General features: G+C 71.7%; 13 protein-coding genes and 1 riboswitch. Of the genes, 6 read left to right on the forward strand and 7 right to left on the reverse strand.

Annotation, left to right across the window (positions count from 1 at the left end; translation table 11 throughout):
- The first annotated feature begins 56 nt into the window (after nt 1–56).
- Nucleotides 57–143, forward strand: a riboswitch (ZMP/ZTP riboswitch).
- Nucleotides 144–172: 29 nt separating this feature from the next.
- Complete coding sequence (locus VGN18_RS04650) at nt 173–1,621, forward strand: glycine hydroxymethyltransferase (protein WP_327538477.1); 1,449 nt, start codon at nt 173–175, stop codon at nt 1,619–1,621.
- Between the two features lie 3 nt (nt 1,622–1,624).
- Here VGN18_RS04650 and VGN18_RS04655 read toward each other — a convergent pair whose 3' ends face one another.
- Entirely contained in the window at nt 1,625–2,173 is a 549-nt protein-coding gene (locus VGN18_RS04655) for an NUDIX hydrolase (RefSeq protein ID WP_327538478.1), read from the reverse strand.
- A gap of 37 nt (nt 2,174–2,210) precedes the next feature.
- Nucleotides 2,211–2,564, reverse strand: coding sequence for an arsenate reductase family protein (locus VGN18_RS04660; protein WP_327538479.1), 354 nt, complete (start codon nt 2,562–2,564; stop codon nt 2,211–2,213).
- An 86-nt stretch (nt 2,565–2,650) separates the two neighbouring features.
- Here VGN18_RS04660 and VGN18_RS04665 point away from each other — a divergent pair, with 86 nt between their 5' ends.
- Both VGN18_RS04665 and VGN18_RS04670 read left to right on the forward strand, forming a co-directional pair.
- Entirely contained in the window at nt 2,651–3,586 is a 936-nt protein-coding gene (locus tag VGN18_RS04665; protein WP_349259836.1) for an asparaginase, read from the forward strand.
- A 27-nt stretch (nt 3,587–3,613) separates the two neighbouring features.
- Nucleotides 3,614–4,561, forward strand: a complete 948-nt coding sequence (locus VGN18_RS04670) for an alpha/beta hydrolase (protein ID WP_327538481.1) — start codon at nt 3,614–3,616, stop codon at nt 4,559–4,561.
- A 7-nt stretch (nt 4,562–4,568) separates the two neighbouring features.
- Here VGN18_RS04670 and VGN18_RS04675 read toward each other — a convergent pair whose 3' ends face one another.
- Both VGN18_RS04675 and VGN18_RS04680 read right to left on the reverse strand, forming a co-directional pair.
- Nucleotides 4,569–5,882 (reverse strand): DUF1501 domain-containing protein, encoded by a 1,314-nt coding sequence (locus VGN18_RS04675; protein WP_327538482.1) that lies wholly within the window; start codon nt 5,880–5,882, stop codon nt 4,569–4,571.
- 36 nt (nt 5,883–5,918) lie between these two features.
- Nucleotides 5,919–7,391 carry a DUF1800 domain-containing protein gene (locus VGN18_RS04680; RefSeq protein WP_327538483.1) on the reverse strand — a complete coding sequence of 491 codons (1,473 nt, stop codon included), beginning with the start codon at nt 7,389–7,391 and terminating at the stop codon, nt 5,919–5,921.
- A 186-nt stretch (nt 7,392–7,577) separates the two neighbouring features.
- On the opposite strand from VGN18_RS04680, the gene VGN18_RS04685 reads away from it, so the two are divergent.
- Together VGN18_RS04685 and gndA are read left to right on the forward strand one after the other, a co-directional pair.
- On the forward strand, nt 7,578–7,748 hold the full coding sequence (locus VGN18_RS04685; RefSeq protein ID WP_327538484.1) for a hypothetical protein: 171 nt from the start codon (nt 7,578–7,580) through the stop codon (nt 7,746–7,748).
- A gap of 43 nt (nt 7,749–7,791) precedes the next feature.
- Nucleotides 7,792–9,231, forward strand: a complete 1,440-nt coding sequence (gene gndA, locus VGN18_RS04690) for an NADP-dependent phosphogluconate dehydrogenase (protein WP_327538485.1) — start codon at nt 7,792–7,794, stop codon at nt 9,229–9,231.
- 15 nt (nt 9,232–9,246) lie between these two features.
- Here the strand turns inward: gndA and VGN18_RS04695 are convergent, their stop codons facing one another.
- Nucleotides 9,247–11,244, reverse strand: a complete 1,998-nt coding sequence (locus VGN18_RS04695; protein WP_327538486.1) for a SpoIID/LytB domain-containing protein — start codon at nt 11,242–11,244, stop codon at nt 9,247–9,249.
- A 192-nt stretch (nt 11,245–11,436) separates the two neighbouring features.
- On the opposite strand from VGN18_RS04695, the gene VGN18_RS04700 reads away from it, so the two are divergent.
- Nucleotides 11,437–13,032, forward strand: a complete 1,596-nt coding sequence (locus VGN18_RS04700) for a serine/threonine-protein kinase (protein ID WP_327538487.1) — start codon at nt 11,437–11,439, stop codon at nt 13,030–13,032.
- Nucleotides 13,033–13,035: 3 nt separating this feature from the next.
- Here VGN18_RS04700 and gnd read toward each other — a convergent pair whose 3' ends face one another.
- Together gnd and pgi are read right to left on the reverse strand one after the other, a co-directional pair.
- Nucleotides 13,036–14,055 carry a phosphogluconate dehydrogenase (NAD(+)-dependent, decarboxylating) gene (gene gnd / locus VGN18_RS04705; protein WP_327538488.1) on the reverse strand — a complete coding sequence of 340 codons (1,020 nt, stop codon included), beginning with the start codon at nt 14,053–14,055 and terminating at the stop codon, nt 13,036–13,038.
- Between the two features lie 3 nt (nt 14,056–14,058).
- Nucleotides 14,059–15,720, reverse strand: coding sequence for a glucose-6-phosphate isomerase (gene pgi, locus VGN18_RS04710; RefSeq protein ID WP_327538489.1), 1,662 nt, complete (start codon nt 15,718–15,720; stop codon nt 14,059–14,061).
- Between the last annotated feature and the right edge of the window lie 31 nt (nt 15,721–15,751).

Below are 15,751 nucleotides of genomic sequence, written 5' to 3' on the forward strand. Positions count from 1 at the left end.
CCGTTTGTGGATCGGCGCGCTCACCGGGCCACGGGAGCCGTGAACCGGCTATCCTGACCGCGAGCCGTGACTGGCGCTTGCATAAGGTGGGTCCACCACCGGGAAGCGGCTCGGAACCACCGCCGCGCGCCTGGGTGCCCGTCCTGAAATCGTCCAGCCAGGAGGCGCAACCATGTCCCAGCCGTTCGACGCGACCACCGCGTCCGCCGCGTACCAGAACGCCCTGCAGATCATCGAGGCCGTCGAGCCCACGGTGGCCGGCGCGATCCGCAGCGAGCTCGCCGACCAGCGGGCCTCGCTCAAGCTGATCGCCAGCGAGAACTACGCCTCCCCGGCCACGCTGCTGACAATGGGCACGTGGCTGTCGGACAAGTACGCCGAGGGGACGATCGGGCACCGCTTCTACGCCGCGTGCCAGAACATCGACACCGTCGAGAAGGCGGCGGCCGATCACGCGACGGCGTTGTTCGGCGCGCCGCACGCCTACGTGCAGCCACACTCGGGCATCGACGCGAACCTCGTCGCCTTCTGGGCGATCCTGGCCAACCGCATCGAGTCGCCGGCCCTGGCCGCGCACGGTGCGAAGCACGTCAACGACCTCTCCGAAGCCGACTGGCAGGAGCTGCGCCGGGCCCTGGGCGACCAGCGCGCGCTGGGCATGTCGCTCGACGCCGGCGGCCACCTGACCCACGGCTTCCGGCCGAACATCAGCGGCAAGATGTTCCACCAGTCGTCGTACGGGACGGACCCGGAGACCGGCCTGCTCGACTACAGCGAGGTCCGGGCGATCGCTCGCGAGTTCAAGCCGTTGGTGCTCATCGCCGGCTACTCGGCCTACCCGCGCAAGGTCAACTTCGCGACCATGCGCGAGATCGCCGACGAGGTCGGGGCCACGCTGATGGTCGACATGGCGCACTTCGCCGGGCTCGTCGCGGGCAAGGTCTTCACCGGCGACTTCGACCCGGTGCCGCACGCGCACGTCGTCACCACCACCACGCACAAGTCGCTGCGCGGCCCGCGCGGCGGCATGGTGCTGTGCCAGCCCGAGTACGCCGACTCGGTCGACCGCGGCTGCCCGATGGTGCTCGGCGGCCCGCTGGGGCACGTCATGGCGGCCAAGGCGGTGGCGCTGGCCGAGGCCCGGCAACCGTCGTTCCAGACCTACGCGCGCAACGTCGCCGACAACGCGGTGACGCTCGCCGAGGGCCTGACCAAGCGCGGCGTCCGGCTCGTCACCGGCGGCACCGAGAACCACCTCGTGCTGCTCGACGTCACGTCGTTCGGGCTCACCGGACGCCAGGCCGAGTCGGCGCTGCTCGACTCGGGCATCGTCACCAACCGCAACGCGATCCCCCGCGACCCGAACGGTGCCTGGTACACCTCGGGCGTGCGCATCGGCACCCCGGCGCTCACCTCGCGCGGCTTCGGGGCCGAGGAGTTCGACCGCGTCGCCGAGCTCATCGTCGACGTGCTCACCGCCACCTCGCCGACCGCGGCCGCCTCGGGCGGTTCCTCCAAGGCGAAGTACACGATCGCCGACGGCGTGGCCGGCAAGACCCACTCGGCGGCCGACGAGATGCTCGCCGCCAACCCGCTCTACCCGGGTCTCGACCTCGGCTGAGGCTCAGCTCGGAACGCTCGACTCCTCGACGGTCGGCAGGGCTACCGGCCACGTCGCGGGCTCGTCGACGAGCGCCCAGATTCCTACCAGCAGGGCCGGCCAGATCTCCTCCTCGGAAGCGGCGATCTCGGCCCGGGTCCACCAGCGGTGCTGCTGCAAGGTGACCCGCTCCTCGTCGGTGTGCCCGGCGGTGTCGATGTCGAACGCGGGCACGCGTATCGCGTAGAACGCGTCGTCCTGCTCGACGATCTGGTCGCTGTAGCCGTGCCGCACGTGGCGGCGCGCGATCGGGCCGAGGACGTCGGCGCGCGCGATGGTGAACCCGGTCTCCTCCGCGATCTCGCGCACGACCGCGTCGAGCTCGGACTCGCCGTCGTCGATGCCGCCGCCCGGCAGGATCCACCAGCGTCCGCCGGTACCGGGGTCGCTGTCCTGGAAGAGGAACACGCGCTCGTCGGGGTCGACGAGCAGCACCCGCACGGTGGCCCGGGTGACCTGCCGCCGCCGCGCCGGGTCCTCGGCCGGCACGAACGTTCGCTGTTCGCCGTTCATCGATCCTCACCCCGACCGCTCGCTCCGCAAGCGTCGCTCACAGGACCGACCGCACGGCATCGTCGGTGCGCCCGACCACGGTCGTGCCGTCGTCGGCCGTGATGATCGGACGCTGGATGAGCGTCGGGTGCTCGGCCAGCGCGGCGATCCAGCGGTCGCGCGCGGCGGCGGCACGCGGCCAGTCGCGCAGACCGAGCTCCGCCGCCACCGGCTCACCGGTGCGGGTGATGTCCCACGGCTCGAGGCCGAGACGGGCAATGACCCCGCGCAGTTCGTCGGCCGTCGGCGGGTCGTCGAGGTAGCGGCGCACGGTGTACTCGGCGCCGGCCTCGTCGAGCAGCGACGCCGCCGCGCGGCACTTCGAGCAGGCCGGGTTGAGCCAGATCTCCATGGCCCGAGTGTGCTCGATCGCGCCGTCGGTACGGTGGGTGGGTGCCCGCCGCCATCACCGCGTTCTTCCTCGGCGGCACGATCAGCATGAGCGGCACGACCGGCGACGGCAGCGGGGCGGTCACCCGCTTCGGCGCGGCCGAACTGGTGGCCGCGGTGCCCGCACTCGCCGACCTCGACGTCACCCTGGACGCCCGCGACTTCACGCGGGTGCCGAGCGCGTGCATCCGCCCCTCGGACATCTCCCGGCTGGTCGACGACGCCGCCGCGAGCGGTGCGGACGGCATCGTCGTCGTACAGGGCACCGACACGCTCGAGGAGACCAGCTACCTGTTCGACCTGCTCTGGCCGCACGACACCCCGGTGGTCTTCACCGGCGCCATGCGCAACCCGACGCTCGCCGGCCCGGACGGCCCGGCCAACCTCCTGGCGGCGGTGACGACGGCGGCCGAGCCGCGCTTCCGCGGCCTCGGCGCGCTGGTCGCGTTCAACGACGAGATCCACGCGGCGCGCTACGTGCGCAAGACCCACAGCACCAACGTCTCGACGTTCGCCTCCCCCAACGCCGGCCCGATCGGGCTCCTGGTCGAGGGCCGCGCGGTGCCCATCGCAACGATCCCGCGGCGGCGCACCCACGCCCCGACCGAGCTGCTGACCCACAGCGTCCCGATCTTCACCGTCGGGCTCGGCGACGACGGTGCCCTGCTGCGCACTGCCGAGGTCGACGGTCTGGTCGTCGCCGGCTTCGGCGTGGGCCACGTCCCGGACCGCCTCGCCGGCACGATCGGCGCGTTCACCGGCGACGGCCCCGTCGTGCTCGCCACCCGCGCCGCCGCCGGTCCGGTGCTGGAGCGCACCTACGGCTACGAGGGGTCCGAGCGCGACCTGCTGGCCCGCGGCCTGATCAGCGCCGGCCTGCTGGACGCCTTCAAGGCCCGCCTCCTGCTGCTGGTGTGCCTGGCCTGCGGCTACGACGACGCCACGATCCGCGCCGTGTTCGCCGAGGCGTCCGGACTGGGCTGACGCCCGCGCCCGTGCCAGGATCGGGACATGCCTCTCGACCCGAACATCGCCGGCTTCCTGCAGTTCATCGAGAGCGAGGGCGTACCCGCCATCGCCGACAGCACCGTCGACGAGGCGCGCGCGGCGATCCGCCAGCTGCTGGTCGAACTGCGCGACCCGTCGACGCTGGCCCAGGTCGGGTCGATCGAGGACGCCACCGTGGGCGACGGCATCCCGGTGCGGGTGTACCGGCCCGAGGGCGACGGCCCGTTCCCGACGATCGTCTACTTCCACGGCGGCGGGTTCGTGATCGGCGACCGCGACACCCACGACGGCGTGTGCCGCCAGGAGTGTCGCGACATCGGCGCCGTCGTCGTCAGCGTCGACTACCGCCTAGCGCCCGAGCACCGCTTCCCGGCGGCGGTCCGCGACTGCTACGCCGCGCTGAACTGGGTGGCCGAGCACATCGACGAGTACGGCGGCGACGCGGCGCGCCTCGTCGTCGGCGGCGACAGCGCGGGCGGCAACCTCGCCGCGGTGTGCGCCCAGAAGGCCCACGCCGACGGTCTCGCGCTGGCCGCGCAGCTGCTCGTGTACCCCGCGGTCGACATGCTCGGCGACTACCCGTCGCGCGCGGAGAACGCCGAGGGCTACTTCCTCACCGTCGCCGACATGAACTGGTTCGGCGGGCACTACCTCGGCATCGACGAGAGCGACCCGGCGGCGGCCGAGCTCGCGGTCGATCCCGAGCTCTCGCCGCTGCACGCGGAGAGCCTCGACGGCCTGGCCCCGGCCGTGGTCGCCACCGCCGAGTTCGACCCGCTGCGCGATGAGGGCAACCTCTACGCGCAGCAACTCGAGAAGGCCGGCGTGAAGGTCGAGCACCGGCAGTTCGCGGGGCTCATCCACGGCTTCTACGGCATGGAACTGCTCAGCCCGGCGATCGCCGACGCCAGCGACTGGATCAACGCCCGGGTGAAGGAACTGCTCGCCTGAGCCCGGCTCACGCGGTGGTGGCCACCCCGATCGGCGCCACTGTGTGCCCGGGGAACACCGTCGACAGCGCACCGACCCCGAGCCGCTTCTGCACGAGCTCGCCGAGTACGTCGAACGGGCTGTTGAGCCCGGCCACGTCGCCGTTGTCGAGGGTCGCGGCGGAGAGCCCGTTCCACTTGCCGAGGACGCCGCTGGACGCGAGCCCGCCACCGAGCAGCCAGATGAGCCCACCGTGGCCGTGGTCGGCGCCGGCGCTGTCGTTCATGTAGACCCGCCGACCGAACTCGGTCATGACCGCCACGGTCACCCGCGACCGTCGGGCCGGGCCGAGGTCGTCCATGAAGGCCCGCAGCGCGGCCGCGGTGTCGTCGAGCAGACCGTCAAGCTCGTTGACCTCATTGGTGTGGGTGTCCCACCCGCCGACATCGACGGTCGCCACCTGCAGGCCGACGTCGGCCTTGAGGATCTTCGCGAAGTCCTTGAGCGCGTCGGAGAACGACCCGCCCGGGTAGGTGGCGGTGTTGGCCGTCGCCCGGATCTGCGCGGCCGTGCCCAGCGCCGAGATCGTCACCGGGACGTCGGTCCCGAGCGGACCACCGACGCCGCGGTAGAGGTCGAGGACGGCTTTCTGGGCCTGCGCCCGCATCCCGTCCCATCCCGGGAACTGGAAGTCGTCGAGCGAGCCGAGGGTGAGCGACGGCTGCATGCCGATGAGCGAGTCGGGCGTCGACCATCCCTCGGTCACGGCGCGGAAGGTCGTGCCCGGCCCGAGCAGTTCGAGCACCCGCTCGAGCCAGCCCGACGTCGCCCGGTCGGTGCCGCCGCGCTCGAGGAACGCCTGGGCCTGGAAGTGGCTGCGGCTGACGCCGGGCGACGACACCGCGGGCACGAACGCCATCTCGCCGCTCGCCCACAGCGCGTCGAAGAGCGGCTGCAGCTTCTTGTTCAGCCCCCAGCCGGTGGCGCCGGGCAGGGCGATCAGGTCGCTGTCGGCCGGCACGAGGTCACCGCGCACGGTCTTGAGGAAGTCGAGGCCCAGCGCCGAGTTGTTCGGCGCGAGGATCCGCAGCCCGTCGGCGGCGCCGCGCAGGAAGACCACGAGCAGCGTCCGCTCGGTCCCGGAGGGCACCGCGGCGTAGGCGGCCCGGCTCGTCACGAGCTGGCTGCCGAGCGCGGCGACCCCGGCCATGCCGATGCCGGCGAGGAAGCGGCGGCGCGTCCACCCGCTCGTGCCCCACGCGGCGTCCTGGGCGCAGAGGTCGGCGCGGACCTGCTCGGCCCGCAGCCGCAGGGCGGTGTCGAGATCGTTCGTCGGGGTCATCGGGGCTCCGGGGCGGTCGGGCGGTTCGGGACGGGGTCAGCGCAGCGCATGGTGCGGGCCGTCGAGGATGGTGGCGGCGAGCAGGCTGTCCCACCACTGCAGGATCGAGCGGGACATCGGCGTCCTCGCCGGCTCACCGAGGAAGGTCTGCAGGACCGACCGGTGGGTCGACGACAGCGTCGTGCCGGTGAGGGTGCGCCCGAGCCGCACGATCGCGTCGCCGCTGTTGGCCGGCACGCCGCCGTACAGCGCGGCGATGTTGGCCGCCCGCAGCCCGTTCCACCAGCCCCCCGCGATGCCGAGGTGCATCTCCCAGGTGCGCAGCAGCGTGCCGGCCGAGCGCCACGCCGAGGCGACGTCCGGGTAGCCGTCGGGCGTCGGCCATTCGAGCGGCGTGTTGCCCATCTGCGCCGTGACCCAGTGCAGCGTGTCGAGCGCGTCGGGCAGGTTCGAGACGCCGACGCCGGTCGTGCGCACCGTCGCGACGACGTTCTCGGCCGGGCGGCGCACCTTGCGTCCGCGGGACTGCCAGAACTCGGCCGAGCGCAGGATCGTCGACACCATCGGCAGGATCTGCGTCCTGTTGGCCAGGTAGGCGTGGGCCACCGCGTTGACGAGTCCGGCCGAGGGCGTGTCCGAGACGAGGCGGGTGCAGAGCTTCTGGGCCAGCCGGGTCGCGGTGAAGGGGTGCGCAGCGAGGTAGCGGATCATGTTGTCGCCGGCCCGCTCGCCGTCCTCGGCCCGCAGGTTGGCGTCGGTGAAGCCGAGCACCGTCACCTTGCCGGTGGCGTGGATGTACTCGTCGTAGACGTAGCGGAAGTTGTCGTCCAGGGTGCGACCGGACAGCAGCCGGGCCGCGTTCTTCACGTCGTTCTCGGTGTAGCGCAGGCCGACGGTGTGCAGCTCGAGCAGTTCGCGGCCGTAGTTCTCGTTGATCGCCGTCTTGTTCGACTCGGCCAGGTTCAGGTACAGCAGCATGGCCGGGTTCTTCGCCGAGGCCAGCAGCATGTTGGTGTAGGAGCCCATCGCGAAGCGGCGCACGACATCGCGGTCGTGGGTGTGGCGGGTGTTCCAGAGGTCGCCGTTGTGGTTGGGCACGTTGAGGTGGTTGGAGAAGAAGTCGACGAGCACCTCGTAGAGCTGGGCGATGCTCCAGGTCTGCAGCCCGAGGGTGGCGTTCGTCAGCTGGTCCATCGCCTCCCAGCCGTACTCGTTGCCGTTGCGGATCAGCCACTGCCGCACGTCGTAGGGGTTCATCGCCAGCAGCGGGCACAGGGCGTTGACGTACCGGTTGCCGCGGTAGGTGCTGTAGTTGGCGCCCCGGCCGACCTGCAGCTTGTAGAACGCGTCCGGCCCGTAGCGCCCGACGTAGGCGCGGTCGCCGGGGGTCGCCCCGAAGGTGGTGCGGGCGAGGAGATGCTCGACCGGATTCCAGGTGAGCGGAGCGACCGCGGTGTGGACCGAGTGCGAGATCGCCGACGCGAGCGACGGGTAGATCGTGGTGGTCATACGGGGCTCGACTTTCGCAGGGCTCGACAGTCCGACGTGGTCCGGGCCCCGCGCCCGAGCGCATCCAGCTACCCCGCGCCGTGTGAGACTAGCGTTAACTTGACCATGTCGATAGAGGCCGGTCGCCCCTGCGCACGACGCTCCCGGCGTGCGATGCTGAACGCGTCCCGTCCGAGGGAGGCCGTCGTGTGGCAGCTGTACGTCCTGTTCTTCGCCTGCGCCGCCTGCCTGCTGTACTGGTTCTCCTCGGTGGCCCAGCGGATCGAGAACGACACCCGGGGCATGCTCGACGAGTCGTCACGCGCCCCGTACGGCACCAAGTTCTGGGCGATCCTGACCTTCAACGACCGCGAGTAGTCCCGATCAGCGCCCGGTGGTGCCACCGCACTACGTTGGGAGCATGAGCGACGCAACCGCCACCATCGGGGTCACCGGACTGGCCGTCATGGGCCGCAACCTGGCCCGCAACCTCGCCCGGCACGGCCACACGGTGGCCCTGCACAACCGCACCTCCGCCCGCACGAAGAGCCTGGTCGAGCAGCACGGCGACGAGGGCACGTTCGTGCCGAGCGAGTCGATGGAGGAGTTCGTCGCCTCGCTGACCACGCCGCGGGCGATCATCGTCATGGTCAAGGCGGGCGAGCCGACCGACGCCGTCATCGACGAGCTGATCCCGCTGCTCGACGAGGGCGACATCATCGTCGACTGCGGCAACGCGCACTACGCCGACACCCGCCGCCGCGAGCACGACCTGCGCGAGCACGGCATCCACTTCGTCGGCTGCGGCGTCTCCGGCGGCGAGGAGGGCGCGCTCAACGGGCCGTCGATCATGCCGGGCGGCTCGGCCGAGTCCTACGAGAAGCTCGGCCCGATCTTCGAGTCGATCGCCGCCGTCGTCGACGACACCCCGTGCTGCGTGCACGTCGGCCCCGACGCCGCCGGGCACTTCGTGAAGATGGTGCACAACGGCATCGAGTACGCCGACATGCAGCTCATCGCCGAGGCCTACGACCTGCTGCGGCACGGCCTCGCGGCATCCCCGGGCGAGATCGCCGGCATCTTCGGCACCTGGAACGAGGGCGACCTCGAGTCCTTCCTCATCGAGATCACCGCGGCCGTGCTGTCGCAGGAGGACGCCGCGACCGGCAAGCCCTTCGTCGACGTCGTGCTCGACCAGGCCGAGCAGAAGGGCACGGGACGCTGGACGGTGCAGAGCGCCCTCGACCTCGGCGTCCCCATCACCGGCATCGCCGAGGCGACGTTCGCCCGCGCACTGTCCGGGCACGCCGAGCAGCGCGGGCCGGCCCAGCAGGCGTTCGGCTCCGCGGTCGCCGCCATCGACGTGCCCGACCGCGACGCGTTCATCGAGGACGTCCGGCTCGCGCTCTACGCCTCGAAGGTCGTCGCCTACGCGCAGGGCTTCGACCACATCGCCGCCGGCAGTGCCGAGCACGACTGGAACGTCGACCGCGGCGCCATGGCCACCATCTGGCGTGGCGGCTGCATCATCCGGGCCCGCTTCCTCAACCGCATCCGCGAGGCCTACGACGAGAACCCGGAGCTGCCGTCGCTGCTGGTGGCGCCCTACTTCGCCGAGGCCGTCCGTTCGGGCGTCGACGCGTGGCGGCGGGTCGTCGCCGCGGCCGCGACCGCGGGCATCCCCACGCCGGCGTTCTCGTCGTCGCTCGCCTACTACGACGGCCTGCGCCGCGACCGGCTGCCGGCGGCGCTCATCCAGGGCCTGCGCGACAACTTCGGCGCGCACACCTACCGCCGCGTCGACAAGGACGGCTCGTTCCACACCGAGTGGGCCGGCGACAAGCTCGAGCACGACGCCTGAGCCTCACGCCGGCCGCTACGGCGTACCGATGGGGCTGGACGGTCGGAAGCCGCCCGATCCGTTGCCCGGGTAGAGGTAGGCCGTGTTCGCGGTGGACACCCCCACGAGGTCGGGGTGGTGGTCGCCGTCCAGGTCGTGGCCCGCGGCGAGCACGCGGAACGACCCCCAGCCGGTGCCGATCTGGCGGGCCCGGAGGAAACCGCCGTGCCCGTTGCCCGGGTACAGCCACAGCGTGTTGTCGCTCGTGCGGCGGCCGATGAGGTCGACCGGCCCGTCGCCGTTCCAGTCACCCGGGCCCACCAGCGCGGAGAACGCCCAGAACCCCGTGCCGACCTGACGCGCCGGGAGGAAACCGCCGTGCCCGTCCCCCGGGTAGAGCCACAGCGACCCGTCGCTGGTGCGTCTTGCCAGCAGGTCGGGATGCCCGTCACCGTTCCAGTCACCGGGGCCGATCAGGGCGGAGAACGCCCAGAAGCCGGTGCCGATCCGGCGACCGGCGAGGAACCCTCCGTGCCCGGTACCCGGGTAGAGCCACAGCGAGCCGTCCGAGGTCCGCCGCCCGATGATGTCGGGGGCGCCGTCGCCGTTCCAGTCGCCCGGGGCCAGCAGCGCCGAGAACGCCCAGAAGCCGGTGCCGATCCGCTGCCGGGTGCCGAGCACGGCCCCGCCGGCGCCCGGGTAGAGCCACAGCTCGCCCGACGGCGTGCGGGTGATGAGGTCGTCGCGGGTGTCACCGTTCCAGTCGTGCACGCCGAGCACGGCGTCATAGCCCGACCATCCGGCGTTGGCCGGCGCCCACCAGGTGCTCCGCAACCCGGTAACCGAGCGGAACGTGTCGCCGTCGACGGTGGCCTGCCCGCCGCTGCCGTGCAGCACGATGGACGTCACCCGGCCACCCCATTCGCCGTTGCCGTCGCGCAGGACGGTGACCGAGCGCAGCGTGCCGATGCTCGGGTAGGCCGCCTGCACCGTGGCCGTGAGGATCGTGTCGGTCCAGGTGTGCGCGGTGCTCGGCACGACGCCGTCGTAGGGGTCGGGGTACGCCCGCAGGTAGGGCTGCCCACCGTCCGCGGTCCAGCCCCCGTTGCTGGCGCTGAACTGGGTGAACGCGAGGGCGCTGCTGTAGAGGCGCACCTGGCCGCGGGTGGCAGTGACGGCGGTGTCGGACGAGGTTGCCTCGAAGCTGCGCAGCAACGACCCGCCGAGGGTGTACTCGGCGGCACCGGAGAAGACCTGGCAGCTGGTGGAGTCGCAGGTGTCGTAGGCGGAGCCCGCCGGCTCGTGGGCGCGGTCGTAGAGGGCGTACGTGCGGGCCGCGACCGCCTGCGCCTGCAGCGCCGCGGCCGACCAACCGGCCGGCATCTCCGACGGCACCACCGAGCGGAGGTAGTCGGGCAGCGACGTGACGACCACGGTGCGTTGGCCGGGCGACGCCCCGGTCGGCACGGCCCGCACGCTGCCGCGGTACTCGCGCAGCGTCGAGCCGAGGACGACCCGCACCGTGCCGGCTCCGGCGAACTCGACGGTGCCGGCGTGCGCGCTCTTCCCGCCGATGACGAACGTGCGCCAGGTCGACCCGGTCAGACCCTGCACGTACGTGCCCGCCGCGGCGCGGACCGCTCGCCACCGGGTGACCGTCGCCGAGGCCAGGGTGGTGGGCAGCGTGACGGTGCCGTCGGCGGTTGCCGCCCTCAGGCCGGAGCGCGGGGCCACTTCGAGGGGCGCGGGGGCCGCGGTGATCCAGACGCGCAGCGCGGGTTCGGTGAGGGTCGCCGCGGCGGTGCCCGGGTAGTAGAACGCGAGGATGTGAGCGGCATCGAGCCCGCGCAACGCGGCGCCGTACGCGCCGTACTGCGACAACCCGTGCCCGTGACCGTTGCCGTGCCCGACGATCGACAGCGATCCGGTACTCGGCCAGGAGAACGTCTGCGGGGCCGCGGCCGCCCGGGCCGGAACGGTTCCCAGGGCAAGGACGGTCGCCGCGCTCGCGACCAGTGCACTCCACCGACGCACGACGACCTCCAGGAGCAGCGGTTGAGCAGGGTTGCGGTGGCCCGGCCACCGCTGACCAGGCTAGGCGATGGATTGATCATGCGAACAGGGGCGGACGCCCCGGGCGGGCGGGACACGTGGAGCGACCTCCGGCTTTGGGTAGGTAGCGTCATGAGTCGCCCCCGTCCTCCGAGCCGTGTGAGGTAGATGCTTGTGTCGCGCCCCGATGTCCTCATCGCCGACCGGTACCGGTTGGTCGAGCGCATCGCGGCCGGTGGCATGGGCAGCGTGTGGGAGGCCTGGGACGAGCGCCTGCACCGCCGCGTCGCGCTGAAGCAGCTGCACCCGCAGCCCGGCCTGAGCAAGGCCGACGCCGCGCTGGCCGGCAACCGCGCGATGCGCGAGGCCCGCATCACCGCCCGCCTGCACCACGCGCACGCGGTGCCGGTCTACGACGTCGTCGACTTCGAGGGTCAGCCCTGCCTGATCATGCAGTACCTGCCGTCGCGGAGCTTGCAGTCGCTGCTGACCGAGCGCGGCGTGCTCGAGGTCGACGAGGTCGCCCGCATCGGCAGCCAGGTCGCCTCCGCGCTCGCGGCCGCCCACCAGGCCGGCATCGTCCACCGTGACGTCAAGCCGGGCAACGTTTTGATCGACGAGGACGGCTCGGCCAAACTCACCGACTTCGGCATCTCGCACGCCCTGGGCGACGTGAGCCTGACCTCGACCGGCATGGTCACCGGCACGCCTGCGTTCCTGGCCCCGGAGGTCGCGCGCGGGATCGAATCCGGCTTCGCCTCGGACGTCTTCTCCCTCGGCTCGACGCTCTACGCCGCGCTGGAGGGCACCCCACCGTTCGGCACCGGCGAGAACCCGATGGCCACGCTGCACCGGGTGGCTTCGGGCGAGATCGCACCGCCACAGCGCAGTGGCCCGCTGACCGGCGAGCTGCAGCGCATGCTGTCGGTCGATCCGGCCCGGCGCCCGACCATGCAGGAGGCCGCGGCCCGGCTGGCCGCCATCTCCGCGGGCGGCGCGGTCGGCGACACCACCGAACGTCTCGCCGCGCCGCTGCCCGAGGGTCCTTCGCCGTCACGCACGATGACCCTGCCCGCGGCCCGACCCGAGCGACCGGCCGGGCCGCCGGTCGGGCCTCCGCCGCCGGTACGCCGCCCGGTCGCCCCCTACGCCGAGCCGCCGCGCGACAAGGGTCCCCGGCGCAACCGCACCGCCGCGGCCATCGGGCTCGTCGCGCTGCTGCTCGTCGCCGGTCTGGTGGTGCTGGTGATCAGCCAGCTCACCGGCAGCGACAGCGGCGCGGGCACGGCGGCCTCGAACCCGCCGACCCGCGCGTCGCGCCCGGCGCCGGCGACCCCGGCGCAGCGCTCGACGTCACGCCCGCCGTCGAGCAGCTCGTCCGCCCCCACCTCGTCCGCCCCGAACTCGTCCTCCCCCGCCCCGACGACCTCGGCGACGAAGTCGAAGGGCAACGGCCGGGGGTCGACGCGAGCCCAGCTCGCCCAGGCCGTGACCGACTACTACGGGCTGCTGCCGGGCAACACCGACGCCGCCTGGTCGCGGCTCACGCCGTCGTTCCAGCAGAGCCGGGCCGGCGGTCGCCAGCAGTACGACCAGTTCTGGAGCGGGTTCTCCGCCGTCTCGACGTCGAACGTGTCGGCCGACGCCAAGGCGAACACGGTGACGGCCCACGTCACCTACACGCGCAAGGACGGCTCGACGACGTCGGAGACCGACACCTTCGGCCTGGTGTCCCAGGACGGCGTCTGGAAGATCGACAGCCAGAACTGACGTCTACTCGCCGGTCGGCAGCTCGATGTGCCCGCCGAACGCCTGGCGCATCGCCGAGAGCAGCTTGTCGGCGTAGACGGCCTCGCCGCGGCTGCTGAACCGGGCGAACAGCGACGCCGACAGCACCGGCACCGGCACGCCCTCGTCGATGGCGGCCTTGATCGTCCAGCGCCCCTCTCCGGAGTCCGAGACGCGACCGGCGATGCCGTCGAGCTCGGGGTTGCCGTGCAGCGCCCCGGCGGTGAGGTCCAGCAGCCAGGACGCGACCACCGAGCCGCGCCTCCAGACCTCGGCGACCTTGGGCAGGTCGAGGTCGTACTGGTAGTACTGCGGCTGCTCGAGCGGGGTCTCCTCGGCCGAGTGCGTCTGCTCCTTCGAGCCCGAGTTCGCCTTGGCCAGCACGTTGAGGCCCTCGGCGTAGGCGGCCATCATGCCGTACTCGATGCCGTTGTGGACCATCTTGACGAAGTGCCCCGAGCCGGCCGGACCGCAGTGCAGGTAGCCCTGCTCCTCGGGAGCGGGATCGCCACTGCGACCGGCCGTGCGCTCGATGTGGCCGATGCCGGGGGCGATGCTCGCGAACAGCGGCTCGCAGTGCTGGTAGGCCTTCTCGTCGCCGCCGATCATCAGGCAGTAGCCGCGCTCGAGACCCCACACGCCACCGCTGGTGCCGACGTCGAGGTAGTCGATGCCGCGCTGCTTGAGCGCGATCGCGCGGTCGTAGTCCTCGCGATAGTTGGAGTTGCCGCCGTTGATGATGATGTCGCCCTCGTCCATCAGGTCGGCGAGCTGCTCCACCACCTTGTCGGTGATGCCGGCCGGGATCATCACCCAGGCCACGCGCGGCTTGTCGAGCTTCTGCACGAACTCTTCGAGCGTCTTCGCCCCGACCGCGCCGTCGCTGACCAGCTGGTCGACGGTGTCCGGGTTGGTGTCGAAGGCGACCGACGTGTGGCCGTCCCGCATGACGCGCCGGATGATGTTGGCGCCCATCCGTCCGAGACCGATCATTCCGAGCTGCATTGTTCAGGCTCCTTCGGCGCGCGAGGCGCGGTAGCGGCGGATGAGCGCGTTGGTCGAGCTGTCGTGCGAGAGATCGGGTTCGTCGCCGGCGACGAGTTCGGCGGCCACCTTCTTGGCCAGGACCTTGCCGAGTTCGACGCCCCACTGGTCGAAGGAGTTGACCGACCAGATCGTGCCCTGGACGAACACGCTGTGCTCGTAGAGGGCGATGAGCGTGCCGAGCGCGTGCGGGGTCAGGCGGTCGAGCAGCAGCGTGTTGGACGGGCGGTTGCCCTCGAAGACGCGGTGCGGCACCAGCCAGTCGTCGGTGCCCTCGGCCTTCACCTGCTCGGCGGTCTTGCCGAAGGCGAGTGCCTCGCCCTGGGCGAAGACGTTGGCGGTGAGCAGGTCGTGGTGCGTGGCACCGTCGGCCGCCTCGAGCGGGTTGAGCGAGTGCGCGAAGCCGATGAAGTCGGCCGGGATGAGCTCGGTGCCCTGGTGGATCAGCTGGTAGAAGCTGTGCTGACCGTTGGTGCCGGGCTCGCCCCAGTAGACCGGGCCGGTGGCGTAGTCGACCGTCGCGCCGGCGAGCGTGACGTGCTTGCCGTTGGACTCCATGGTCAGCTGCTGCAGGTAGGCCGGGAATCGCTTGAGGTACTGGTCGTACGGCAGCACCGCCTGCGTCTGGGCGTCGAAGAAGTCGGCGTACCAGACGGTCAGCAGGCCGAGCAGCACCGGCAGGTTTTCGGCGAACGGCGCGGTGCGGAAGTGCTCGTCCATGGCGTGGAAGCCGGCCAACAGCTCGCCGAAGCCGTCGGGCCCGACGGCGATCATCGTCGACAGCCCGATGGCGGAGTCCATCGAGTAGCGGCCGCCCACCCAGTCCCAGAAGCCGAACATGTTCATGACGTCGATGCCGAACTCCGACACCGCGTCGCCGTTGGTCGACACCGCGACGAAGTGCTTGGCGATGGCCGAGCGGTCGTCCAGCGCGGCCAGGATCCACTCGCGGGCGGTCTCGGCGTTGGTCATCGTCTCGAGCGTCGTGAACGTCTTGGACGACACGATGAACAGCGTCTCGGCGGGGTCGAGGTCACGGGTGGCCTCGGCGAAGTCGGTGCCGTCGACGTTGGACACGAACCGGAACGTGAGATCGCGCTGGCTGTAGTGGCGCAGCGCCTCGTAGGCCATGACCGGGCCGAGGTCGGAGCCGCCGATGCCGATGTTGACGATGTTGCGGATCGGCTGGCCGGTGTGGCCGCGCCACTTCCCGCTGCGGACGCGATCGGCGAACTCGGCCATGCGGCCCAGTACCTCGTGGACCGCGGGCACGACGTCGACGCCGTCGACCCGGATCTGCTCGCCCTTCGGTGCCCGCAGGGCGACGTGCAGCACGGCGCGATCCTCGGTGACGTTGATCTTCTCGCCGGCGAACATGGCGTCGATGCGGCCGCGCAGATCGGACTCGTCGGCCAGCTGTCGCAGCAGGGCGAGGGTCTCACCGGTGACCCGGTTCTTGGAGTAGTCGAGGTAGATGCCGACCGCGTCGAGGCTCATGGTCGCGCCGCGGTCGGGGTCGGCGGCGAAGAGCTCCCGCAGGTGGGTGGACGCGATCTCGGCATGGTGCGCCTGCAGCGCGGCCCACGCCGGGCGGTCCCGCAGCGGTTCGGGGGTGGATGCGGTCATACGATGCTCGCGAGGTTGATGAAACGCATGC

This window comes from Jatrophihabitans sp., assembly GCF_036000465.1.
Taxonomy (GTDB): domain Bacteria; phylum Actinomycetota; class Actinomycetes; order Mycobacteriales; family Jatrophihabitantaceae; genus Jatrophihabitans.

Excerpts from the sequence above, each read along its gene's own strand:
- VGN18_RS04680 (WP_327538483.1), bottom strand. The coding sequence starts at position 7,391 with ATGACCACCACGATCTACCCGTCGCTCGCGTCGGCGATCTCGCACTCG.
- VGN18_RS04655 (WP_327538478.1), bottom strand. The coding sequence starts at position 2,173 with ATGAACGGCGAACAGCGAACGTTCGTGCCGGCCGAGGACCCGGCGCGG.
- gndA (WP_327538485.1), top strand. The coding sequence starts at position 7,792 with ATGAGCGACGCAACCGCCACCATCGGGGTCACCGGACTGGCCGTCATG.
- VGN18_RS04665 (WP_349259836.1), top strand. The coding sequence starts at position 2,651 with ATGAGCGGCACGACCGGCGACGGCAGCGGGGCGGTCACCCGCTTCGGC.
- VGN18_RS04675 (WP_327538482.1), bottom strand. The coding sequence starts at position 5,882 with ATGACCCCGACGAACGATCTCGACACCGCCCTGCGGCTGCGGGCCGAG.
- pgi (WP_327538489.1), bottom strand. The coding sequence starts at position 15,720 with ATGACCGCATCCACCCCCGAACCGCTGCGGGACCGCCCGGCGTGGGCC.
- VGN18_RS04670 (WP_327538481.1), top strand. The coding sequence starts at position 3,614 with ATGCCTCTCGACCCGAACATCGCCGGCTTCCTGCAGTTCATCGAGAGC.
- VGN18_RS04650 (WP_327538477.1), top strand. The coding sequence starts at position 173 with ATGTCCCAGCCGTTCGACGCGACCACCGCGTCCGCCGCGTACCAGAAC.
- VGN18_RS04660 (WP_327538479.1), bottom strand. The coding sequence starts at position 2,564 with ATGGAGATCTGGCTCAACCCGGCCTGCTCGAAGTGCCGCGCGGCGGCG.
- gnd (WP_327538488.1), bottom strand. The coding sequence starts at position 14,055 with ATGCAGCTCGGAATGATCGGTCTCGGACGGATGGGCGCCAACATCATC.